A 21,902-nucleotide genomic window follows, 5' to 3' on the forward strand; every position below is an offset into this window, starting at 1 on the left:
TCAGCCGGTGGCCACCGGCCGGCTCGGGTCGGCCACCCACTCGCTCCAGCTGCCCGGATAGAGCGCGGCCGTGACACCGGCCAGCTCGAGCGCGAGCACGTCGTGGGCGGCGGTCACCCCCGACCCGCAGTAGACGACGACGTCCGCGCCGGGCACGACGCCGACCTCGGCGTACGTCGCCGCGAGGGCCGCCGGGTCGCGGAACCGCCCGTCGTCGTCGAGGTTGCGGCCGGTCGGCACGTTGACCGCGCCCGGGATGTGCCCGGCCACCGGGTCGACCGGCTCCACCTCGCCGCGGTACCGCTCCGCGGCCCGCGCGTCGACCAGCACCGCGGCCCGTCGGACCGTCGTGGCGTCGACCGTGGGAAGCGCCCCGGGCGCGGCGGTGAAGTCGCCCGGGGTCGGGTCGGGCGCCGTGCCGGTCTCGACCTCGCCCCCGGCGTCCCGCCAGGCGGACCAGCCGCCGTCGAGCACCCGGACGTCGGCGTGCCCGTGGTACCGCAGCAGCCACCAGCACCGCGCCGCCGCGTGCCCCGCCCAGTCGTCGTACACCACCACCGGCCGGTCCCCGCGCACGCCGGCCCGTCGCATCGCCGCCTCGAACACCGCGACGTCCGGCAGCGGGTGCCGGCCCCGCGCGCCGGCCGGTGCCGCGAGGTCGCGGTCCAGGTCGACGTACGACGCCCTGGGGAGGTGCCCCGCGGCGTACTCCCCCGCCCCCGGCGGGCCACCCATCCGGTACCGGACGTCGAGGACCGTCGCCTCCTCGCGGGTGGCGCGGAGCTCGGCGACGCTGATCAGCCCGGACCTCATGGCAGCAGCCTAGGAGGCGCGACGGCGGGTCCTGTGGAGGACGGATCCACGGCGGCGTCGGATCGGGCAGGCTCGCGTCCATGATCCAGGAGCCGGTGTCCGCGCTGCTCGAGCGCGTGCTCCTGCGCGCCGTGCGCGAGCACGCGGCCGCCGAGGGGCGCGGCCAGCTGCCGCCGCGCCTGCACGTCGGCATCCCCGGCGGCGAGATCCGCTCCTTCGAGATCCACCCCGAGGAGTCGCTCGACCTCGCCCTGCGCACGGAGGTGCTGGAGGCGATGTGCCGCGACCACCTCGCGCGCGACGCCGTGCCCCTCGTCTGGCTGACCCGGACTCCCGAGGGCCACGACCTCGAGGACCTCGCCTGGGCGGCCGCCGTCGGCTGCGCCGGCCCCGAGCTGGGCGTCCGGCTCGACCTGGTCGTCGTCACCCGTCGCTCCTGGCGCGACCCGCGCTCGGGCGTGGGCCGGCGCTGGACCCGGCTGCGGCGCCCGACGGATCAGGCGGATCAGGCCGCCGGCAGGTCCTCCGGGTAGACGACGTCGATCTCGGTGATCGTCTGCGGGAAGTCCTTGCGGTTGTTGGTGAGGAACCGGTCGGCGCCTGCGGCGATGGCGGTGGCGAGATGAGAGGCGTCCGCGACTCGCAGCCTGTGCCTGATCGCCAGTTGGAGGGCAAGCCGACCGGTGGTGTCGTCCAGAGGTCGCAGGTCGATCCGGCCGAGCAGACTGATCAGGCTTGTCGTCTCGGCGGATACCGGATCCTCGCGCATCGGCTTCGCCAAGACCTCAGTGAGCAGAAGGATCGAGCCGACAGCAGTCGTCTGACCATCGTCCAGCAGCGCCACTACCCGATCGCCCAGAGCGTGGCCCTCACGACCGGCGTAGATGAGCACGTCGGCGTCGAAGGCGGTCAGCACACCGCTACCGCGCGTCCCGGCCGGCTCTGATGTCGGCGACCAGCTCCTCGACACGTCCAGGCTCCATCGGCGCCCGCTTCAGCGGCTCGTGGCGCGAACGCTCCAACAGGTCGGCGATCCGGTCGGCCTCGTCCCAGAGCTTCGAGGCGCGCCGAGACCTGAGGGCATCGGGGCTGACGAGCACTGCAACGACCCGACCGTGCCGGGTGATGGAGACCTCCTCGCCCGCCTCGACGCGGTCGAGCTGAGCCGGCAGCGTCTGACGCGCCTCACTCGCACTGATCACGGACATGCTCCAATCGTACGTTGATGTACAACGTCGTACAACGCTGACGAGCCGCCTCAGGCCCAGGTGTGCACCGGCTGGTTGTCGTGCATCCGCGTCCGGTACTCGGCCAGCACGGCCCGCAGGGCGTCGTACCGGTCGGCGTCGGCGCGCCGCTGCACCTGGCGGGCGAACCAGTCCGCGGCGTTGGTGCCGGTCAGGCAGCGCTGCTCGATGACGTCGAGGAAGCGGTGCGCCTCCTCCGGCTCGACGCCCCAGGCGGCCAGGCCCTCGTGGGCCAGGGGCAGCAGCCGGCGCACCACGAGCTCGGTGGCCCGCACCCGGCCGAGGCCGGGCCAGTAGACCTCCGCGTCGATGCCGTGGCGCGCCGCGCTGTGGAAGTTCTCCTCGGCGGCGCTGAACGACATCTGCGACCACAGCGGCCGCTCGTTGTCCGCGAGCGCCCGGACCAGGCCGAAGTAGAACGCCGCGTTGGCGATCGTGTCGACGACCGTCGGCCCGGCGGCGAGGATCCGGTTCTCGACGCGCAGGTGGGGCAGGCCGCCGGTGATGTCGTAGACCGGCCGGTTCCAGCGGTAGATCGTCCCGTTGTGCAGCCGCAGCTCGGCCAGGTTCGGCGTCCCGCCGGCCTCCAGGACGGTGAGCGGGTCCTCCTCGTCGATCACCGGCAGCAGCGGCGGGAAGTAGCGGACGTTCTCCTCGAACAGGTCGAACACCGAGGTGATCCAGCGCTCGCCGAACCACACCCGCGGCCGCACGCCCTGCGCCTTGAGCTCCTCGCCCCGGGTGTCGGTCGCCTGCTCGAACAGCGGGATCCGGGTCTCCGACCACAGCTGCTTGCCGAGCAGGTACGGCGAGTTGGCGGCCACCGCGAGCTGGATGCCGGCGATCGCCTGCGACGCGTTCCAGTACGACGCGAACTGGTCGGGGCTCACCTGCACGTGGAACTGGGTGCTGGTGCAGGCCGCCTCCGGCATGATCGTGTCGACCGTCGCGTTCAGCCGCTCGACGCCGCGGATGTCGATGAGGATGTCCTCGCCCCGGGCCCGCAGGATCTGCTCGCTGAGCAGCCGGTAGCGCGGGTTGGCGCTGATCACCTCGGCCCGCAGGTGCTCGGGCGCGAGCGTCGGCAGGATCCCGATCATCACCAGGTAGGCCCCGACCGCGGCCGCCCGCTGCTCGGCGTTGTTGAGGCTGGCCCGCAGGTGGGTCTCGTAGCCCGCCAGGCCGCCGTCCGCCAGCGGCCCCGGCGGCAGGTTGAGCTCGATGTTGAACTGCCCCAGCTCGGTCTGGAAGTCGGGGTCCTCGATCGCCTCCAGCACCTCGGCGTTGCGCAGGGCCGGGTCCCCGCGGCGTCGACCAGGTTGAGCTCCACCTCGACGCCGGTCCACGGATCGTCGGTGTCGAAGGCGGACTCGCGCAGCATCCGCTCGAACACATCGAGGCAGCGGCGGACCTTCTCCCGGTAGCGGGTCCGGTCGGCGGGCGTGAACTCCTGGGCCGCGACGTCGTCTCCCATGCACAGACCTTAGAGGCACGACGGCGCGGCCGGGCAGACCTCCGCCGAGAACGATCACAGCCCCGCCGACCAGTCGAACCCTCCCTCCCACATCTCGGGCGGCACGGCGCCCTGCAGGATGGCGGCGAGGTAGTCGGCCAGCCGGTAGCCCGGGCTCGCGCGCAGGCACCGGTCGACGGCCACCCAGGCCAGCGCGCCGTCGCCGGCCTGCCAGGCGGCCCAGCCGAGCAGGGCGGCCGGGGCGGCGGCCAGGGCCTCGGGAGCGCGGCGTACGGCGTCCGCCCAGATCCGGACGTGCGCGGGGGCGGTCCCGCGCTCGATGCCGGACCAGGCCGCGTCGCGGACCCGGGGCGTCTGCATCACCCACAGCAGCCGGGCCAGGTCGGCGTCGCCGGGCTCGGCCTCGTCGGCCGCGAGGTCACGGAGGGTGTGGAGCACCCACTCCCCGGCGCTCCGGATCTCCCGTCCGCCGGTGGGGATGCCGGCGTCGGCGAACCGACCCGCGACCAGCGCGTCGCTCACGGCCGACGCCGCGCGCGGGTCCTGGTCGAGCGAGGCGACCAGGTCGGCGCGGGAGCGGTGCGCCAGCCGCCCGGAGACCAGCGCGTCCACCACGAAGGGATGCGCGGACACGTCGTAGCGATGTCGCTGGCGCCGGGCGGCCGGCTCGGGGTGCTCGAGGTCGCGGTAGTGCGTGCCGTCGGCGAGCAGCGCCGTGACCACGACGAGCCCCGAGCGCCGACACTCCCGGCGCAGCGCGCGGTGCACGGAGCGCACCGCCGCCGGGTCGGCGGCGTAGTAGAGCAGCACGACGTGCGTGGCGCCGTGCCGTCGCGCCGGCTCCAGCAGGATCTCGGTGAGCCCGCGGCGGACGTCGGCGTCCTGCGCCGCCGCCGGCGGGAGGTCGGTGCGGGCGTGGAAACGGATGGTGGGCGCCGAAGGTCATCAGGACGACGGACTCCTCGGGCCAGAACCCGAGCAGGACCGGCGCGGCGGCCAGCAGGTCCTCGGGGTCGCGAACGGTCAGGGCGGCGGGACGGCGGGATCCGGGCGTCCGGGATGTGATGGTCATGACGAGGACGTTCGCCGGGAGGGTCGACACCGGCGGGAGGGGCGGGAGGGGCCTGTGGAGGACGGCGGCGCGGGGAGGCCCTGTGGAGACACGAGGGATCCTGCTGTCACTGCTGACGACTAACGTGACGTCGCATGCGCGCCCACGCCTCGGTCCTCCACCTGGACCTCGACGCGTTCTTCGCGGCCGTGGAGCAGCGCGACAAGCCCTCCCTGCGGGGGAAGCCGGTGGTCGTCGGCGGCGTCGGCGGGCGCGGCGTGGTGTCGACGGCGTCGTACGAGGCCCGGGTGTACGGCGTCCGCTCGGCCATGTCGACCCGGGAGGCGCGCGCCCGGTGCCCGCACGCGGCCTACCTCTCCGGCCGGTTCGAGGCCTACCGGTCCACCAGCGCGAAGGTGATGGCGGTGCTGCGCGACTGCTCGCCGCTGGTCGAGCCGCTCTCCCTCGACGAGGCCTTCGTCGACCTGGCCCAGGCCGGCCTGCCCGACCTGGAGGTCGCCACGGTGACCGCGCTCGCCGAGGAGATCCGGGCCCGGGTCCGCGAGGCCACCGGCGGGCTGACCGCCTCGGTGGGGATCGCGTCGTCGAAGTTCCTCGCCAAGATCGCCAGCGATCTGCGCAAGCCCGACGGCCTCGTGGTCATCGAGCCCGGCACCGAGCTCGCCCTGCTCCGCCCGCTGCACGTCTCGGTGATCCCCGGCGTCGGCCCCGCGACCGTCGAGCGGCTGCGCCGGGCCGGCGTCCACACCGTGGAGGAGCTGGAGCGGGTGAGCCAGGACGAGCTCGTCCGCCTGGTCGGCAAGGCGCAGGGGCAGGGCCTGTTCCAGCTGGCCCGGGCCGAGGACGACCGGCCGGTGGTCGCCGACCGGGAGACCAAGTCGGTGAGCGTCGAGGGCACCTACGAGCACGACCTCACCGACCGCCTGCAGATGAGCGCGATCGTCACCCGCCAGGCCGGCGAGGTCGCCAAGCGGCTGCGCTCCAGCGGGCTGTCGGGCCGCACCGTCACGATCAAGGTCCGCCTCTACGACTTCACCACCCTCAACCGCTCCTCGACCCTGCCCGCGCCCACCGACGACCCCGCGACGATCGCCCGGCTCGCCCGCGCCCTGCTGGAGGACCTCGACACCTCCGGCGGCGTACGGCTGCTCGGCGTCGGCGTCTCCGGCCTGGCCGACTGGATCCAGGAGGACCTGTTCGCGGCGACCGGGGAGGACGACACCCCCGACACCGGTACGACGGCCGACGAGCCCGCCCCCGAGGAGCCCGAGCAGGCCGGGGCCCGCTGGCGCAACGCGACCTGGGCGCCCGGCATGGACGTCGTGCACGCCGAGCACGGCCGCGGCTGGGTCTGGGGCTCGGGCAAGGGAGTGGTGACGGTGCGCTTCGAGACCGCCGAGACCCCACCGGGCCCGGTGCGCACCTTCCGCGCCGACGATCCCGGCCTCGAGCGCTGGCGACCGCCCTCCGAAGAGCAACCGGCCGAGCAGTAGCGTTCCGGGCATGCCCGCCGATCAGCCGGTCCCTCCCCGCGCCGCCCAGCACCCGGTCACCACGACGAACCACGGCCACACCCGCACCGACGAGTACGAGTGGCTGCGCGCCAAGGAGGACCCCGCGGTCCTGGCGTACCTCGAGGCGGAGAACGCCTGGACCCAGGACCGCACCGCCCGTCTCGCCGACCTGCGCGGCCGGATCTACGACGAGATCAAGGCCCGCACCCTGGAGACCGACCTGTCGGTGCCGACCCGGGTGCGCGGGTTCTGGTACTACGGGCGCTCCTTCGAGGGCCGCCAGTACGGCGCCAGCTGCCGGGTCCCCGTCACCGACACAGGATCGGGCGCAGCCGACTGGACTCCCCCGCAGCCCGCTGCGGACGCCAGCCCGGACCAGCCCGCGCTGCCCGGCGAGGAGGTGCTGCTCGACCTCGACGCGCTGGCGGAGGGCCACGAGTTCTTCTCCCTCGGCGGCTCCTCGGTGAGCCCCGACGACCGGCTGCTGGCCTACGCCGTCGACACGGTCGGCGACGAGCGCTACACCGTCCGCGTCCTGGACCTGGCGACCCGCGAGCTGCACGACGACGTCCTCACCGACGTCCTCGGGGGTGTGACGTGGGGCGGCTCGGCGGACCACTTCTACTACACGACCGTCGACGACGCCTGGCGCCCGGACAAGGTCTGGCGGCACCGCCTCGGCACCGCCCAGGCCGACGACGAGCTGGTGTTCCACGAGCCCGACGGCCGCTACTTCGTCGGCGTCGGCCGCACCCGCAGCCGCCGCTACGTGATGATCGCCGCCAGCTCGAAGACCACCTCGGAGTTCCACGTCCTCGACGCGAGCGACCCGCAGGCCGAGCCGGTCTGCTTCGCCACCCGCACCGACGGCGTGGAGTACTCCCTCGAGCACGCCGTGGTCGGCGGCCAGGACCGGTTCCTGGTGCTGCACAACGCGACCGGCCCGGAGTTCGAGCTCGGCCACGCCCCCGCCGTGCCGACCGCGCCGGCGCACTGGCGGCCGCTGCTCCCCCACGACCTCGCGGTCCGGCTCGAGGACGTCGACGCGTTCGCGGACCACCTCGTGGTCCAGCAGCGCAGCGGCGGCAGCAGCCAGGTCCGGATCCTCGACCTCGGCGACGACCCGGAGAGCCCGGTCACCGGCGACCGGCTCGTGGAGTTCCCCGGCGAGCTGGCCACGGTCGGCGCCGGCAGCAACCCGGCCTTCGAGCAGCCCACCATCCGGGTCGGCATGACCAGCCTGGCCCGGCCCTCGGCCGTCTACGACCACGACCTGCGCACCGGCGAGCTGGTGCTGCGCAAGCAGGCGCCGGTGCTCGGCGGCTACGACCCCGACGACTACGAGGAGCACCGGCTCTGGGCCACCTCCGTCGACGGCGTGCAGGTCCCGATCTCGCTGGTGGTCCGCAAGGGCGTCCGCGGACCGGACGGCACCGACCGGGTCCCCGTCCACCTCTACGGGTACGGCGCCTACGAGGCCTCGATCGACCCCTACTTCGCCGTCAGCCGGCTCTCCGTCCTCGACCGCGGCGCCGCGTTCGCGATCGCCCACGTCCGCGGCGGCGGCGAGATGGGCCGCCACTGGTACGACGACGGCAAGCTCGAGCACAAGCAGCACACCTTCGACGACTTCATCGCCGCCGCCCGCCACCTCGTCGCCGCCGGCTGGACCACCGCCGACCGGATCGTCGCGGAGGGCGCCAGCGCCGGCGGCCTGCTCATCGGCGCCGTCGCCAACCAGGCGCCCGAGGCGTTCGGCGGGTTCGTGGCCGGCGTCCCGTTCGTGGACACCCTCACCACCATGCTGGACGCGACGCTCCCCCTGACCGTCCCCGAGTACGACGAGTGGGGCAACCCGTCCGACGACCCGGTCGCCTACGCGCGGATCGCCGGGTACGCGCCGTACGAGAACGTCGCCGAGCGCCCCTATCCCCCGATCCTGGCCGAGACCTCCCTCAACGACACCCGGGTGCTCTACGTCGAGCCCGCCAAGTGGGTGGCCCGGCTGCGCGACCGCGCCCCCGGCGCCGACGTGCTGCTGCGCACCGAGATGGCCGCCGGCCACGGCGGCGTGTCGGGGCGCTACCGCGCCTGGGAGGACCGGGCGTTCACCCTCGCCTGGGTCCTGGACCGGCTCGGCCTCGCCGACGCCGTGCCCGCAAGTTGAGAACTCCCTGAGATTCGCCCTCAACCGCAACTTCCGGGGGATGCCGGACGTCAAAGCGGATAGAGCAACACCAGGAGCCGGGGAATCCCGGACCCACCCGAGGTGTTGGGACCACAGGTGCGGATGGCTTCCACCGCACGGGCGAAGGAGGGACCGCGATGGCCACGACGAGCACGATGACGAGGCCGGCGAGCACGAAGCGAGGCGGATCACGCAGCAGCGGCGGGCGCGAGATCGAGGGACGCGACAGCGTCGGCCTCTACCTCGACGAGATCGCCCGCACCCCGCTGCTCGACGCCGCCCGTGAGGTCGAGCTCGCGAAGACGATCGAGGCGGGCCTGTACGCCGAGCACCTGCTCGCCCAGGGCCGGGTCGGCCGCCGCAAGGGCGGCGCCCCCAAGCAGGCCAGCGAGGCCGAGCTGGAGTGGATCGCCGAGGAGGGCCGCAAGGCCGTCACGGAGTTCATCAACGCCAACCTGCGCCTCGTGGTCTCCATCGCCCGCAAGTACGGCCGCGCCCAGATGCCGATGCTCGACCTGATCCAGGAGGGCAACACCGGCCTGATCCGCGCGGTCGAGAAGTTCGACTACGCCAAGGGCTACAAGTTCTCCACCTACGCCACCTGGTGGGTCCGCCAGGCGATCACCCGCGGCATCGCGCAGCAGGCCCGGGTGGTCCGGCTGCCCGTCCACGTGGTCGAGGAGCTCAACCAGGTCGGCGGCGCCCGCCGTACCCTCGAGCGCCAGCTGGGCCGCGACCCGGAGCCGGCCGAGATCGCCGCCGAGCTCGGCCTGGAGGTCGAGCGGGTCCTCGACCTGATGGCCTGGGGCCGCGAGCACGTCAGCCTCGACACCCCGGTCGACGAGGACGGCGACACCTCGCTGGGCGACCTGATGGCCCAGGAGACCGCCCCCGGTCCCGACCTGACCTTCCTCGACACCGAGGCGCGCGACCGGCTCAACAACCTGGTCGACCAGCTCGACGCCCGCGCCGCCGACATCATCCGGGCCCGCTACGGCCTGGTCGACGGCCGGCAGCACAAGCTCGCCGACATCGGCGTCAAGCACGGCATCTCCGCCGAGCGGGTGCGCCAGCTCGAGCGGGAGGCGCTGCAGAAGCTGCGCCGCCTCGGCGACCCGGACATGGCCGCTTAAGCAGCAGCCAGCTCGGCGAAGACCTCCGTCACCTTCCGGCGGAGGTCTTCGCGCGTCCCGGTGTTCTCGATGAGGTACGTCGCCACCGCGCGCCGCTCCTCCCGCGTCGCCTGGGCGGCGATCCGGGAGCGGCCGTGCTCCTCGGTCCAGCCGCGGTCGCGGACCATCCGCTCCAGCTGGTGGTCCTCGTGGGCGTCGACGACGATCACGGCGTCGAACTCCTCCGCGCGGCCGGACTCGACGAGCAGCGGGATGTCGTGGACGACGATCGCGTCGGGGGGCGCGGCGGCCTCGAGCTCGGCGTACCGCTCGAAGACGAGTGGGTGCACGATGCCCTCGAGGCGGCGGCGTGCGGCGTCGTCCTCGAAGACCAGCGCGCCCATCTTCGGCCGGTCCAACTCGCCCTCGGGCGTCAGCATCTCCGGTCCGAATGCCTCGACCACGGCCGCGAGGCCGGGCGTCCCCTTCGCGACCACCTCGCGGGCGATCAGGTCGGCGTCGATCACGACCGCCCCCAGCTCCCGCAGGATCGACGACACGGTGCTCTTCCCCGAGGCGATCCCCCCGGTCAGTCCGACGCGCACACGCGGACCCTATCCGGCCCGGCCCGCGCAGGGGCCGACGGCTCCGCCCGGGAAGCAGACGTAGACGGGTGCGCTGGTGGTGCGGGCGCCGCTGCTGTCGGTGACGCTCGCTCGGAGCCGTACGACGCCGGCGCCGGGTGCGTGCACGTCGTCGACGTGGACGACGCCCACCAGGCTCCCGCTGAGCCGCTGGACGGGATGGGCGTGATAGGTGCCGCCGGAGTAGTGGAGGAAGTCGACCGCCAGCTCGGTGTGCGCGGCGAGCGTGGCCTCGTCGTCGCCGTCGGGGTCGCCGACGGCGATCGCGAAGGGGACCTCGCCGGTCGCGGCGACGTACCCGTTGGCGGGTGCGGTCAGCGCGACCTCCGGCGGGCCGCCGGTACGGGCCCAGGTGATCTCGGCCGTCGCGGTGTCCTGGTCGCCGTGGACCAGCTCCGCGCGGACCGTGTGCGTCCCCGGGGCGAGCGCCACGTCGTGGTCGCGGACCGAGTCGAAGATGCCGTTGGCGTAGAAGTCGTGCACGACCTCGTCGTCCACCCACAGCCGCACCCACTCGCTGCTGCGCACCGCGAACCGGTAGGTGCCCGCGGCCAGGTCGAGGCGACCGCGCCACGCCGTGCCGAACCGGTCGCCGGGGTGGGCCCGGTCGTCCGGGGCGTCCGGCGTCGCCCACGGCGAGCCGTCGGTGTCGAGCGCGATCGCCGTCTCGCAGGTCGCCGCCGCCATCGGCTCCGCCGGCAGCCGAGCCTCGGTGTAGGGGAAGAGCCAGCGCCAGTACGGGTCGATCTCGGACAGGTCCCGGTCGAACACCGAGTCGGGCCCGTCCAGGTCGTGGAAGGTGCGGCGGAAGGTGCCGACCGGACACTGGTCGGCGGCGACGGCGCCCGTGTGGCGGATCCGGCGCAGGCTCCCGGTGTGGATCGACAGGGTCCAGACCAGGCCGTCCGGCCCGGTCAGGAACTTCACCGGCCCCTCGGCCGCGGTGGCGTCGGCGAGGACCTCGACCGCCGTCAGCTCGCCCTCCGCGGAGATGTCCGCGGCCCAGATCCGGTTCTGGGCGTAGTCGCCGAACACGTAGCGGCCGCGCCAGCCGTCCGGGTACGACGCGTCGGCGAGGACGGTGCCCGCGGTGATCGAGCCGCCGCCCGTGGCGTGCGGGTAGGCGTGGCTCGGGGCCCGTGCGCCCCCGTCCACGCGCACGGCGGCGCAGGCGTGCCACGGGCTCGCCGGGTCGGTGACGTCGCCGAGCGCGGTGTCGTCGTCGCCCTCCCGGCACGGCCAGCCGAAGTTGGCGGGCGCCGCGGCGGGGGCAGACAGGTCCAGGACGTCGATCTCCTCGACGCTGCCCTCGCCGACGTCGCCGATCACGAGCAGGTCGCCGTGGACACCGAACCGGAACGGATTGCGCAGGCCGAGGGCGAGCACCCGGGAGGCGTTGCCGGACCCGTCGCCGGCGTACAGCGGGTTCTCCGGCACGCCCCTGCCCGTGGCGGGGTCGATGCGCAGCACGGTGCCGGCCAGCACGTCGGGGTCCTGGGCGCGCAGGGTCTCGTGGCGGCCGGCGAGGCCGTCGGGGTGAGGTACAGCGACCCGTCGCCGATGCCCACCAGCAGCCGGCCCGCGTCGTCGAAGGCGAGCTCGCCGATGGTGTGGGCGTCGCCGCGGAGCGGGATGCAGTCGGGGGTGCGGATGCCCTCCTCGGCCCAGCAGTCCGGCCCGGTCACGGCGCCGAGGACGACGGTGCGCGACGCCGGCAGCAGCACCTGGCCGTCCCAGGTGTAGCGGACGACCTGCTGGCTGTGCCGGTCCCCGGTCCCGTCGGCGGGGTCCGCCAGCACGTGGGCGAGGTAGACGAAGCCGTTGGCGGCGAAGTCCGGGTCGACCGCGATCCCGGTCAGGCCGGCGTCGCCCTCGTCGTACACCTCGGCACGCAGGTCGAGGACCTCGCGGGGCGGGGCGTGACCGCCGCCGGCGGAGGGCTCGACGGCCTGCACGCGTCCGGCCTTCTCGGTCACGAGCACGGCTCCGCCGGGCAGGACCGCGGCGCTGGTGGGCAGGGACAGGCCGCCCTGCACCGTCTCGATCGCGAAGCCCTCGGCGACGCCGGAGTCCACGCCCACCGGCGCCGCCGGTACGTCGACGAGGACCGCGTCGCTGAGCGTGCTCCCGCCCGGTCCGAGCGCGCGGGCGACGACGTCGTGCGTGCCGGCGCGGGCGAGGGTCTCGGCCTGCCACGGCGCGGCGGTGTCCTCGGCGAGCAGCACCCCGTCGAGGAGGAAGCGGACCCGGTCGACCCGGCCGGAGGTCGTCGCGGTCAGCCGGAGGCGGTCGCCGTCGAGGTCGGCCCGCACCGCGACCTGCGGCGGGCCGGGCGGCGGCGCGGGGACCGGGGCGGGCGTCACGGTCCCGGTGACGGTGACGACCCGCGACACCACGGCGGGGAGCCGGCGGCCCTTGACCCGGCGGGCCGGGGCGCGCAGCCGCAGCCGGGCCGGCTCGGCGGTGGCGACGTGATCGATCCGGACGACGCCGCGGCGGTTGCTCCGGGTCCGCGCGACGCTCACCCAGCGGCCGGCGACGGACCGCTGCAGCCGGACGGGACGGGCGATGCGGCCGGCTCCGGCGGGCAGCCGGGTGCGCAGCCGCACCGTCTCGCCGACCGCGGGGGCCGTCGACGAGACGGTCACCTCCGGGCGCCCGGCGGCGGCCGCGGACGCCGGCGGCACCGCGGCCGCCCCGGACAGGAGGGTCAGCACGGCGACGACGCCGGTCAGGAGAGCACGCACCACCGTCCCAGCCTGACCGGCCGCCCGCTCCCCGGTGGCCGAACTCCCCGGGTCGGGACCTTGGTCCCGGGTGCACCGTCCGATCGGGCTCCGCGAGCACCTGCGATGATGCGCCGGATGGACGAGCCCACCCTGCGCCCCGGAGACCGGGTCGCGCTGCTGGTACCCGGCTCCCACGCGTACGTCGACGCGGTGCTCCGGATGCTGACCGCCGGGGTGTTCCCGATCCCCCTCGACCCGCGGCTCACGCCGGGCGAGCAGGAGCGGATCCTCGCGGGGCTCGAGCCGGCGCTCGTCGTACGGTCGGAGGCCGCGCTCGCCGAGGTCGCGGCCGGGCTGCCGGAGGCCGGGCTGCCGCTGGGGCGGCCGGTGCACTGCACGAGCGGCACGACCGGGGTGCCGAAGGGCGTCTTCTCGGGCCTGCTCTCCCCCGCGGACGCCGCGTCGCTGCTCGCGGAGGAGCGCGACCTGTGGGCCTTCTCCCCCGGCGACGTGAACCTGGTCCTCAGCCCGCTGTACCACTCCGCGCCGCTGCGGTTCGCGATGGGCACGCTGCTCGCCGGCGGCCGGATCGTGATCCCCGGGCCGTTCGATCCGGCCGCGGCGACCGCGGCGATCGAGCGGGAGCGACCGACCACGATGTTCTGCGTGCCGACGCACCTGCAGCGGCTGTTCGCGCACTGGGACGAGCACGGCGTGCCGGATCTCTCCTGCTTCCGGCTGGTCGCGCACGCCGGCGCCCCCTGCCCCACCGACCTCAAGCACCGGCTGATCGCCGCGTTCCCGCCCGGGTCGACGTGGGAGTTCTACGGCTCGACCGAGGGACAGTTCACGGCCTGCCGCAGCGAGGAGTGGCTGGCGCGGCCCGGCACCGTCGGCCGCGCACGCCCGGGCCGGACGCTGAGCACCGACCCGGACGGCACGATCTGGTGCACGGTGCCGCCGTTCGCCCGGTTCACCTACCTCAACGCGCCCGAGAAGACCGCCGCCGCCTGGCGCGCGACGCCGGCGGGGCCGGCGTTCTCCGTCGGCGACCTGGGACGGCTCGACGACGACGGCTACCTCTACCTCGACGGCCGCCGCGAGGACCTGGTCATCACCGGCGGCGTCAACGTCTACCCCACCGAGGTGGAGCAGGTCCTCGGCGGCTGCCCGGGCGTCGCCGACGTCGCGGTGTACGGCGTCGACGACCCGCAGTGGGGTCAGCGGGTCTGCGCCGCGGTGGTGCTCGCCCCCGGAGGTCCCTCCGAGGAGGCGCTGCGGGCCTTCGCCCGCGAGCAGCTGGCCCCGCCGAAGCGGCCCAAGGAGTACGCCTTCCTCGACGAGCTCCCCCGCACGCTCACCGGCAAGGTCCGGCGGACCGAGCTGGCCGCACGCTGAGCCGCGCCGGCGGTCCGGCGACGCCGTCGCTCACCGCGCGGACCCGGAACCGCCAGGTCCGGCGCGCCGGGAGGCGGGTGGCGCGCCACCGGCTCGCGGTCGCCGTGACCGGCCGCGACCAGCGCTTGGCGGTGCGTGCCTCGACGAGGTACGACGTCGCGCCCGGCACCGCCCGCCAGCGGAGCCGCACGCAGCGACTGCCGACCCCGGCGGCGCGCAGCCGGGCCGGGCTGTCGAGCACGGATGCCGGCGCCGCTGGCGCGGCGGGCGTGGCTGGCGTGGGTGGCGTGGCCGGGTCGACGGGATCGGGGGGACCGGGCGGGTCGGGCGGGTCGGGCGGCGGTGCCGTCGGGACGGCGGTCACCACGGACGAGTAGACCTCGCCGTCGGGCAGGTCGTCGCCCTTCATCGGCTGCAGCCGGTAGGCGTAGGTGTGCCCGTTGACGAGCCAGTGACCGGTCCAGCTGCCGCTCGCCGCGACCGGCTGCGGGAGCGCGGTCCAGGCCTGGTCGAGGGTGACGTCGCGTCCCCACAGCACCTGGCCCGTCGTACCCGGCGCGCCGGTCCAGGTGAGCTCGACCTGCCCGTCGCCCGCGCGGGCGGTGACCGTGGCCGGCACCTGCGGACCCACGGGCGGCAGGGCGAGCGGCCGCGCCGCGGCGGGACCGACGCCGAGGGCGTGCAGGGCGTCGGCGACGGCGGCGGCGATCCGGACCTCGCCCCGGGCGTTGGGATGGGAGCCGTCCCAGGTGTCGCGCTCGGCGTCGTACCCGTCGGCGAGGTGCGCGACGACCACCGGGGAGCCCGGCGTCGTGAGTTCGTCGGCGACACCGGCCAGGCGGGTGTTCAGCTCGGGGACGCCGGCGAACCAGTGCTGGCTCGTCTCGGCCAGCACGAACGCGACGTCGGGCCGTTGCGTGCGGGCGTCGAGCACCGTCCGGCCGACCGCGGCCGACACCTCGGCCGGGTCGACGCCCTGCAGCAGGTCGTTGACGCCGAGCGCCTCGACGACGACGTCGGGCCGGTAGGTGGCCACGAGCTCGTCGAGCGGGACGTCGGGGAACAGCGCCCACATGCCCCACCGGGCGGCGTGGTCGCGGTCGAAGGCGGGATCGGCGTACGGCGCTTCCGGTCCCTCGCCCGGCAGCGGCTGCAGGTCGTCGCGCGGCCCGACGAAGTCGACGGGGACGCCGGCGTCGGCGAAGTGCTGCCAGAGCCGGTAGCGCCAGGTCCAGTCGCCGGACGAGCCCTGGGTGACCGAGTCGCCGACCAGCAGGATCCGCAGCGGCTCGACGGCAGGCGCCGACGGCGGCGCGGCCACCAGCGCCGCCGCCACCAGGGCAGCGCACAGCGCCGCCCGCACCCACAGCCGCATGCTCCCTCCCTGCGCCGAGAGTAGGCACGGACGCCGCTCGGCGCAGGCGTTTCGCCGGGATCAGGGACCTTCGGACGCGAGCTCCAGGGCCAGCCAGGCACCGACCCGCGCGGCCGGGTCGTCGAGGTCGAGCCCGGTCAGCCGCTCGATCTCGGCGAGCCGGTTGCGGACCGTGTTGCGGTGCACGCCGAGGTCGTCGGCGACCGCGCCGCGGGCGCCGTGGTGGCGCAGGAACGCCGCCAGGGTGGCGCGGTGCTCGGCGTCGAGCGGCGCCAGGACAGTGGCGGCGTACTCCCGGCCGAGGGCCTCGGGCACCAGCGCCAGCGGGCCGGCGTCGGCGACGTCCTCCCACCGGCGGACCGGGCTGGCCGCGGTGGTGCGGTCGAGGGCGTGGCCGGCGGACTCGGCGCTGCGGCGGGCCTCGGCGGCGGCCACGGCGCGGCCGACACCGGTGCGCAGGCCGGTGCCCCCGCCGGTGCCCGGGCCGGTGCCCGGGCCGGTGTCGCCGAGGAGAGCGAGCACCGCGCCGACCCGGACGGGCGCGGCGACCGCGACCAGCTCGCCCTCGACCAGTCCGGCGAGCACGCCGTCGGCAGCGTCCTCCAGCCGCTCGAGCGCGTCGCCGAGCGCGTCGTCGGGCCCGTCGACCCGCAGCACCCGGAGCCGGTCGGGCACCGCCCGGTCCCCCTCGGCGGCGCCGAGGAGCACCTCGGCCGAGCGGAGGTCGCCGGCGCAGAGCAGCTCGAGGGCACGGCCCCGGAGCCGGCGGTCGGCCGCTCGGCGCTCGGCCCGGCGCTCGACGGCCAGGCTGAGCAGGACGGCGGCGGTGCTCACCGCCGAGCGCCGGGGGTCGTCGAGGGTCCCGGGCAGGCTCACCGCGAGGTAGAGCTCGGGGCGACCGGCCAGGCCGATCGGCCGGACCACGGTGGTGCTCGCGCCCCGGGTGGTGGTCGAGACCGCGCCGAGGCCCTGGCCCTTGATGCCCGCGACCTCGTCCCGGACGAGGGCGAGGTCGAGCCCGTCCTCCGGCCGGGCGCCGAGCGGTCCCTCGGCGGGCGTGCCGTCGCGGTGCACGAGCGCGACCGTGGCGTCGAGGAGCTGGGCCAGCCGGTCGAGCAGCGGGCGCAGGTCGAGTCCGAGGGCCGCGCGGGTCAGCCGCCGCTGCAGGTCGAGCGCGAGCCGGGTGGACGCGGCCTCCTGGTCCTGCAGCAGCTCAGCGGCCGCCCGGGAGACGGCGACGAAGGCCGTCTCGCGGGGCACCTCCAGCAGGGTCAACCCGTGCTCGCGGCAGGCGGCGACGAGCGTGTCCGGCAGGCCGTCGTAGGTCAGGCCGATGCCGACGCCGAGCGCCGCGGCGCCCGCGGCGGCCAGCCGGCCGACGTACGCCTGCCACTGGTCGCTCCATCCGCGGGTGCCGAGACCGGTGGTGAGGAGCAGCTCGCCGCCCTCGAGGAAGGGCGTCGGGTCGGGCAGCTCGCTGGTCGCGACCCAGCGCAGGGACGGGCCGTCGACGACGTGGACCGGGCGCAGGCCCAGGCCCGGCACCGCCAGGAGGTCCGCCACCGATACCACCGCGCCATTCTTGCACAATCGTTCGCCACAGATTGTGCAGATCGAGCATGGCCGCGGCCGCGCTGACCGTCGTACCGTCGTGCCATGACCGAGCACACCACCGGCGGCCCCAGCATCACCCAGGAGCGCCGCCTCGTCACCGCCATCCCCGGCCCGCGCTCGCTCGAGCTCGCCGAGCGCAAGGCCAGGGCCGTCGCCTCCGGCGTCGCGGTCGGCCTGCCCGTCCAGATCGTCGCCGCCGGCGGCGGCATCCTCGTGGACGCCGACGGCAACCAGCTGATCGACCTCGGCTCCGGCATCGCCGTCACCACGGTCGGCAACAGCGCGCCGCGGGTGGTCGAGGCGGTGACCCGGCAGGTCGCCGAGTTCACCCACACCTGCTTCATGGTCACCCCCTACGAGGGCTATGTCGCCGTGGCGGAGAAGCTCAACGAGCTCACCCCCGGCACCCACGAGAAGCGCTCCGCGCTCTTCAACGCCGGCGCCGAGGCGGTCGAGAACGCCGTCAAGATCGCGCGCTCCGCGACCGGCAGGCAGGGCGTCGTGGTGTTCGACCACGCCTACCACGGCCGCACCAACCTGACGATGGCGATGACGGCGAAGAGCATGCCGTACAAGAAGGGCTTCGGCCCGTTCGCCTCCGAGGTCTACCGCGCTCCCCTGTCCTACCCGTTCCGCGACGGCGGGCTCGACGGCGCCGAGGCGGCGCGCCGGGCGATCGACGTGATCGAGAAGCAGGTCGGCGCGGAGAGCCTCGCCGCCGTCGTGATCGAGCCGATCCAGGGCGAGGGCGGCTTCATCGTCCCAGCCGAGGGCTTCCTGCCGGCACTGGCGCAGTGGTGCCGCGACAACGGGGTGGTGTTCGTCGCGGACGAGGTGCAGACCGGATTCGCCCGCACCGGCGAGCTGTTCGCGTGCGACCACGAGGGCGTCGTACCGGACCTGATCGTGACCGCCAAGGGCATCGCCGGCGGACTTCCCCTGGCCGCCGTCACCGGCCGCGCCGAGATCATGGACGCCGCGCACCCCGGCGGCCTGGGCGGGACGTACGGCGGCAACCCGCTCGCCTGCGCCGCCGCGCTCGCCGTCATCGAGACGATCGAGGCCGAGGGCCTGGTCGACCGCGCCCGGACCATCGGCAAGACGATGACCGAGCGGCTGCGGGCGCTGCAGGAGGCCGACCCGCGCATCGGCGAGGTCCGCGGCCGCGGCGCGATGATCGCCGTCGAGCTGGTGAGGCCGGGCACCACCGAGCCGGACGCCGACCTGACCAAGAGGGTCGCGGCCGCCGCGAACGCCCAGGGGATGGTCGTGCTGACCTGCGGCACCTACGGCAACGTGCTGCGCTTCCTCCCCTCCCTGGCGATGCCCGACCACCTCCTCGACGAGGCACTCGACCTCCTCGCCGAGATCTTCCGGGAGAGCTGATGACCACGCTCCACGAGCCCGTCGCCGCTGATCCGACGCTGGAGACGACCGGGCCGCTGGCCGACGCCCGCACGCAGCTGCGGGAGGCCACCACGCTGCTCGGGTACGACGAGGGCCTGCACCGGATGCTCGCCACCCCGCGCCGCGAGGTGACCGTCAGCATCCCGCTGCGCCGCGACGACGGCACCACCGAGCTGTTCGTCGGGCACCGGGTGCAGCACAACTTCTCCCGCGGCCCGGCCAAGGGCGGCCTGCGGTACTCCCCCGACGTCGACCTCGACGAGGTCCGCGCCCTGGCGATGTGGATGACCTGGAAGTGCGCGCTGCTCGACGTCCCCTACGGCGGCGCCAAGGGTGGCATCCGGATCGACCCGCGCGGCTACTCGCAGGCCGAGCTGGAGCGGGTCACCCGCCGCTACACCAGCGAGATCAGCCCGCTCATCGGTCCGGAGCGCGACATCCCCGCGCCCGACATCGGCACCGACGAGCGGACCATGGCCTGGCTGATGGACACCTACTCCGTCCAGACCGGCCACACCGTCCTCGGCGTCACCACCGGCAAGCCGATCAGCCTCGGCGGCTCCCGCGGCCGCGCCACCGCCACCTCGCGCGGCGTCGTCCACGTGGCGCTGGCCGCGTTGCGCTCGCGCGGCATCGCACCGTCGGGCGCCACCGCGGCGGTGCAGGGCTTCGGCAAGGTCGGGCGGTACGCCGCGCGCTTCCTCGCCGAGGCCGGCACCCGCGTCGTCGCCGTGTCGGACCAGTACGGCGCGGTGCACTCCGCCGGCGGACTGGACGTGCCCGCGCTGGAGGCTCATATGGACGCGACCGGCTCGGTGGTCGGCTTCGGAGGCGGCGACGTCGTCCCACCGGAGACCGTGCTGGAGGCCGACGTCGACCTGCTCGTTCCCGCCGCCGTCGAGGGCGTGCTGCACGCCGAGAACGCCGGCCGGGTGCGGGCCCGGGTGATCGTCGAGGGTGCGAACGGCCCCACCACGCCCGAGGCGGACCGGATCCTGCAGCAGGCCGGCCGGCTCGTCGTACCGGACATCCTGGCGAACGCCGGCGGCGTGATCGTGTCCTACTTCGAGTGGGTGCAGGCCAACCAGGCGTACTGGTGGAGCGAGAGCGAGGTCGAGGCCCGCCTCACCGAGCGGATGCTCGACGCCTGGGACTCCGTCAACGCCGCCGCCACCCGCCTCGACGTCCCCCTGCGCACCGCGGCGACCTGCCTCGCCGTCGAGCGCGTCGCGCAGGCCCACCAGCAGCGCGGCCTCTACCCGTGACCCCTCTCGATCAGGAGACGACCATGAGTGACACCTTCGAGGTCCTCGACCCCGCCACCGGCGCGGTCATCGACGCCGTCGCCGACGGCACCGTCGAGGACGCGACCCGCGCCGTCGACGCGGCCGCCGCGGCCTTCCCCGGCTGGGCCGCGACCCCCACCCGGGTGCGTGCCGAGATCCTGCGCCGCTGCTACGAGCTGATGGTCCGCGACGCCGACGAGCTCACCGGCCTGATCGCCTCCGAGAACGGCAAGTCGGTCGCCGACGCGCGTGCCGAGGTCACCTACGCGGCCGAATTCTTCCGCTGGTTCTCGGAGGAGGCGGTGCGCGGCGAGGGGACGTACGGCGACGCGCCGGCCGGCGGCGCCCGGAGCCTGGTGACGCACGCCCCCGTCGGCGTCGCCGCGCTCATCACGCCATGGAACTTCCCCGCCGCCATGGCCACCCGCAAGATCGCGCCCGCGCTCGCCGCCGGCTGCACCGTCGTACTGAAGCCGGCGGCGGAGACGCCGCTGACCGCGCTGGCCGTGGCCCGCCTGCTGCTGGAGGCGGGGGTGCCCGAGGGTGTGGTCAACGTCGTACCGACCACCGACGCCGCCGGGGTCGTGACGGCGTGGCTGGAGGACCCGCGGGTCCGCAAGGTCAGCTTCACCGGCTCCACCGGCGTCGGCCGCACCCTGCTGCGCCAGGCCGCCGACCGGGTCCTCAACACCAGCATGGAGCTCGGCGGCAACGCCCCCTTCGTCGTCACCGCCGACGCCGACGTCGACGCCGCGGTCGCCGGCGCGATGATCGCGAAATTCCGCGGCGGCGGCCAGGCCTGCACCGCCGCCAACCGGTTCTACGTCCACGCCGACGTGGCCTCCGAGTTCGTGGCGAAGCTCTCGGCCGCCGTCTCCGCCCTCCGCGTGGGACCGTCCGCCGACCCGGAGAACCAGATCGGTCCGGTCATCAGCGAGAGGGCACTCACCGGCATCACCAAGCTGGTCGACGCCGCGGTGGCCGATGGCGCGCGGGTGCTCGTGCAGGGGGCCGTCCCCGCGACGGGGTGGTTCTTCCCGCCGACGGTGCTGGTCGACGTACCCATGGGCGCGGCGATCCTGTCCGAGGAGATCTTCGGCCCCGTCGCCCCGATCGTCACCTGGACCGACGAGACCGAGCTGCTCGCCTCCGTCAACGACACCGAGTTCGGCCTCGCGGCGTACGTCTTCGCCGGGCGCCTCCAAGACGCCCTCCGCCTCGGCGAGCGGATCGACGCCGGCATGGTCGGCATCAACCGCGGCATCGTCTCCGACCCCTCCGCGCCCTTCGGCGGGGTCAAGCAGAGCGGCATCGGCCGCGAGGGTGCCCACGAGGGCATCCGCGAGTACCAGGAGACGCGGTACTACAGCGTCGACTGGAGCTGAGTCAGTCACGCGACCAGCTCACCCGCACCGCCTCTCGTCGTACTCGGCGGGGGCGGTGTCATTGGGGGCCACCCCGCAAGGTCCTCTCGGGGGCAGCCACCACCTACGCTGACCTCGTGGACGACGAGTGGGACGTATCCGACGCCGAGCTCGACTCCTGGCTTGAGGAGTGGGAGGCGGTCGACCGAGCCGCGGCCGCGTACCTCGCCGAACGCGTTCCCGGCGTTCAGGACGACCTGGACGACGACGAGTCGTCCTGGCTGGACAGCCTCGCCGAGACCATCTCGCCAGCAGACGAGCCCGAGGAGCACGACGTCGAGGCGGTGTCTGCCGTCATGGCGCTCCAGCACGCCGACTGGCTGGGACTGGCGCTGGGCGTGACCAGGCGTGGAGCGGGCAGCACGATCGATCCGCAGCTCGTGCAGGCCGACATCGAATCGCTGGAGGACGTCGAGGGAGACATCGAGGACCCCGAGGGGCACCTCGCCGTACTCGAGCTCGGGCTGCTCCATCTGACGCCGGCCTGGCAGGACCTCGGGGTGCTCGACGGCGATCTGCGGATCACCGAACGCGGGGTCTGGGGGCTGCCCAGGGCGCTCCACCGCATCTGGAGCGACTGAGCACGGCCCGAACGCCGGTCCCGA

18 protein-coding genes and 1 pseudogene are annotated in these 21,902 nt (G+C 74.8%); 9 read left to right on the plus strand and 10 right to left on the minus strand.

Annotation, left to right across the window (positions count from 1 at the left end; genetic code table 11):
• On the minus strand, positions 1–813 hold the full coding sequence (locus FIV44_RS00745) for a sulfurtransferase (protein WP_141002832.1): 813 nt from the start codon (positions 811–813) through the stop codon (positions 1–3).
• An 80-nt stretch (positions 814–893) separates the two neighbouring features.
• Here FIV44_RS00745 and FIV44_RS00750 point away from each other — a divergent pair, with 80 nt between their 5' ends.
• Complete coding sequence (locus tag FIV44_RS00750) at positions 894–1,346, plus strand: hypothetical protein (RefSeq protein WP_141002833.1); 453 nt, start codon at positions 894–896, stop codon at positions 1,344–1,346.
• Here FIV44_RS00750 and FIV44_RS00755 read toward each other — a convergent pair.
• From FIV44_RS00755 to FIV44_RS00770, 4 genes are all read right to left on the minus strand, one after another.
• On the minus strand, positions 1,319–1,729 hold the full coding sequence (locus FIV44_RS00755; RefSeq protein WP_181410904.1) for a type II toxin-antitoxin system VapC family toxin: 411 nt from the start codon (positions 1,727–1,729) through the stop codon (positions 1,319–1,321). The two genes, FIV44_RS00750 and FIV44_RS00755, sit on opposite strands and share 28 nt — an antisense overlap.
• 4 nt (positions 1,730–1,733) lie before the next feature.
• Positions 1,734–2,021: a type II toxin-antitoxin system Phd/YefM family antitoxin gene (locus tag FIV44_RS00760; RefSeq protein WP_141002835.1), complete on the minus strand. Its 288-nt coding sequence runs from the start codon at positions 2,019–2,021 to the stop codon at positions 1,734–1,736.
• A gap of 50 nt (positions 2,022–2,071) precedes the next feature.
• Positions 2,072–3,406 carry a glutamate-cysteine ligase family protein gene (locus FIV44_RS00765; RefSeq protein ID WP_246086743.1) on the minus strand — a complete coding sequence of 445 codons (1,335 nt, stop codon included), beginning with the start codon at positions 3,404–3,406 and terminating at the stop codon, positions 2,072–2,074.
• 182 nt (positions 3,407–3,588) lie between these two features.
• A complete protein-coding gene (locus FIV44_RS00770; protein WP_141002836.1) occupies positions 3,589–4,461 on the minus strand; it encodes a DUF4192 domain-containing protein in 873 nt (290 codons plus the stop codon).
• Between the two features lie 279 nt (positions 4,462–4,740).
• On the opposite strand from FIV44_RS00770, the gene FIV44_RS00775 reads away from it, so the two are divergent.
• The 3 genes from FIV44_RS00775 (at position 4,741) to FIV44_RS00785 (ending at position 9,441) form a co-directional block, all read left to right on the plus strand.
• The gene (locus FIV44_RS00775) at positions 4,741–6,099 is read left to right on the plus strand and encodes a DNA polymerase IV (protein WP_141002837.1); all 1,359 of its coding nucleotides are present in this window, start codon (positions 4,741–4,743) and stop codon (positions 6,097–6,099) included.
• A gap of 10 nt (positions 6,100–6,109) precedes the next feature.
• Entirely contained in the window at positions 6,110–8,287 is a 2,178-nt protein-coding gene (locus FIV44_RS00780) for a S9 family peptidase (protein WP_141002838.1), read from the plus strand.
• A 176-nt stretch (positions 8,288–8,463) separates the two neighbouring features.
• Positions 8,464–9,441: a sigma-70 family RNA polymerase sigma factor gene (locus FIV44_RS00785; RefSeq protein ID WP_246086975.1), complete on the plus strand. Its 978-nt coding sequence runs from the start codon at positions 8,464–8,466 to the stop codon at positions 9,439–9,441.
• Here FIV44_RS00785 and coaE read toward each other — a convergent pair.
• The 3 genes and pseudogenes from coaE to FIV44_RS33470 form a co-directional block, all read right to left on the minus strand.
• The gene (coaE, locus tag FIV44_RS00790) at positions 9,438–10,025 is read right to left on the minus strand and encodes a dephospho-CoA kinase (protein ID WP_141002840.1); all 588 of its coding nucleotides are present in this window, start codon (positions 10,023–10,025) and stop codon (positions 9,438–9,440) included. The two genes, FIV44_RS00785 and coaE, sit on opposite strands and share 4 nt — an antisense overlap.
• A 9-nt stretch (positions 10,026–10,034) precedes the next feature.
• The gene (locus FIV44_RS30090) at positions 10,035–11,549 is read right to left on the minus strand and encodes a PA14 domain-containing protein (RefSeq protein WP_181410905.1); all 1,515 of its coding nucleotides are present in this window, start codon (positions 11,547–11,549) and stop codon (positions 10,035–10,037) included.
• A 77-nt stretch (positions 11,550–11,626) separates the two neighbouring features.
• A pseudogene (locus tag FIV44_RS33470) lies at positions 11,627–12,988 on the minus strand (PQQ-dependent sugar dehydrogenase); the annotation flags it as partial.
• Between FIV44_RS33470 and FIV44_RS00810 the strand changes: the two are divergent.
• A complete protein-coding gene (locus FIV44_RS00810; RefSeq protein ID WP_246086744.1) occupies positions 12,929–14,191 on the plus strand; it encodes a class I adenylate-forming enzyme family protein in 1,263 nt (420 codons plus the stop codon). The pseudogene FIV44_RS33470 and the gene FIV44_RS00810 overlap by 60 nt on opposite strands.
• Here FIV44_RS00810 and FIV44_RS00815 read toward each other — a convergent pair.
• The gene (locus FIV44_RS00815; RefSeq protein ID WP_141002842.1) at positions 14,151–15,566 is read right to left on the minus strand and encodes a GDSL-type esterase/lipase family protein; all 1,416 of its coding nucleotides are present in this window, start codon (positions 15,564–15,566) and stop codon (positions 14,151–14,153) included. The genes FIV44_RS00810 and FIV44_RS00815 overlap by 41 nt on opposite strands.
• Positions 15,567–15,626: 60 nt before the next feature.
• Entirely contained in the window at positions 15,627–17,129 is a 1,503-nt protein-coding gene (locus tag FIV44_RS00820; RefSeq protein ID WP_181410906.1) for a PucR family transcriptional regulator, read from the minus strand.
• Positions 17,130–17,222: 93 nt separating this feature from the next.
• Between FIV44_RS00820 and gabT the strand changes: the two genes are divergently transcribed.
• From gabT to FIV44_RS00840, 4 genes are all read left to right on the plus strand, one after another.
• A complete protein-coding gene (gene gabT / locus FIV44_RS00825) occupies positions 17,223–18,566 on the plus strand; it encodes a 4-aminobutyrate--2-oxoglutarate transaminase (protein ID WP_141002844.1) in 1,344 nt (447 codons plus the stop codon).
• On the plus strand, positions 18,566–19,852 hold the full coding sequence (locus FIV44_RS00830) for a Glu/Leu/Phe/Val family dehydrogenase (protein WP_141002845.1): 1,287 nt from the start codon (positions 18,566–18,568) through the stop codon (positions 19,850–19,852). The genes gabT and FIV44_RS00830 overlap by 1 nt, the downstream gene beginning before the upstream one ends.
• 23 nt (positions 19,853–19,875) lie before the next feature.
• On the plus strand, positions 19,876–21,258 hold the full coding sequence (locus tag FIV44_RS00835) for an NAD-dependent succinate-semialdehyde dehydrogenase (RefSeq protein WP_141002846.1): 1,383 nt from the start codon (positions 19,876–19,878) through the stop codon (positions 21,256–21,258).
• Between the two features lie 116 nt (positions 21,259–21,374).
• Complete coding sequence (locus FIV44_RS00840; protein ID WP_141002847.1) at positions 21,375–21,878, plus strand: hypothetical protein; 504 nt, start codon at positions 21,375–21,377, stop codon at positions 21,876–21,878.
• The last annotated feature ends 24 nt before the right edge of the window (positions 21,879–21,902 follow it).

It is taken from the genome of Nocardioides humi, from assembly GCF_006494775.1.
GTDB lineage: Bacteria > Actinomycetota > Actinomycetes > Propionibacteriales > Nocardioidaceae > Nocardioides > Nocardioides humi.

Coding starts and splice junctions, on each gene's coding strand:
- FIV44_RS00745 (WP_141002832.1), bottom strand. CDS start 813: ATGAGGTCCGGGCTGATCAGCGTCGCCGAGCTCCGCGCCACCCGCGAG.
- FIV44_RS00780 (WP_141002838.1), top strand. CDS start 6,110: ATGCCCGCCGATCAGCCGGTCCCTCCCCGCGCCGCCCAGCACCCGGTC.
- gabT (WP_141002844.1), top strand. CDS start 17,223: ATGACCGAGCACACCACCGGCGGCCCCAGCATCACCCAGGAGCGCCGC.
- FIV44_RS00760 (WP_141002835.1), bottom strand. CDS start 2,021: ATGTCCGTGATCAGTGCGAGTGAGGCGCGTCAGACGCTGCCGGCTCAG.
- FIV44_RS00810 (WP_246086744.1), top strand. CDS start 12,929: ATGGACGAGCCCACCCTGCGCCCCGGAGACCGGGTCGCGCTGCTGGTA.
- FIV44_RS00815 (WP_141002842.1), bottom strand. CDS start 15,566: ATGCGGCTGTGGGTGCGGGCGGCGCTGTGCGCTGCCCTGGTGGCGGCG.
- FIV44_RS00830 (WP_141002845.1), top strand. CDS start 18,566: ATGACCACGCTCCACGAGCCCGTCGCCGCTGATCCGACGCTGGAGACG.
- FIV44_RS00785 (WP_246086975.1), top strand. CDS start 8,464: ATGACGAGGCCGGCGAGCACGAAGCGAGGCGGATCACGCAGCAGCGGC.
- FIV44_RS00835 (WP_141002846.1), top strand. CDS start 19,876: ATGAGTGACACCTTCGAGGTCCTCGACCCCGCCACCGGCGCGGTCATC.
- FIV44_RS00775 (WP_141002837.1), top strand. CDS start 4,741: ATGCGCGCCCACGCCTCGGTCCTCCACCTGGACCTCGACGCGTTCTTC.
- FIV44_RS00750 (WP_141002833.1), top strand. CDS start 894: ATGATCCAGGAGCCGGTGTCCGCGCTGCTCGAGCGCGTGCTCCTGCGC.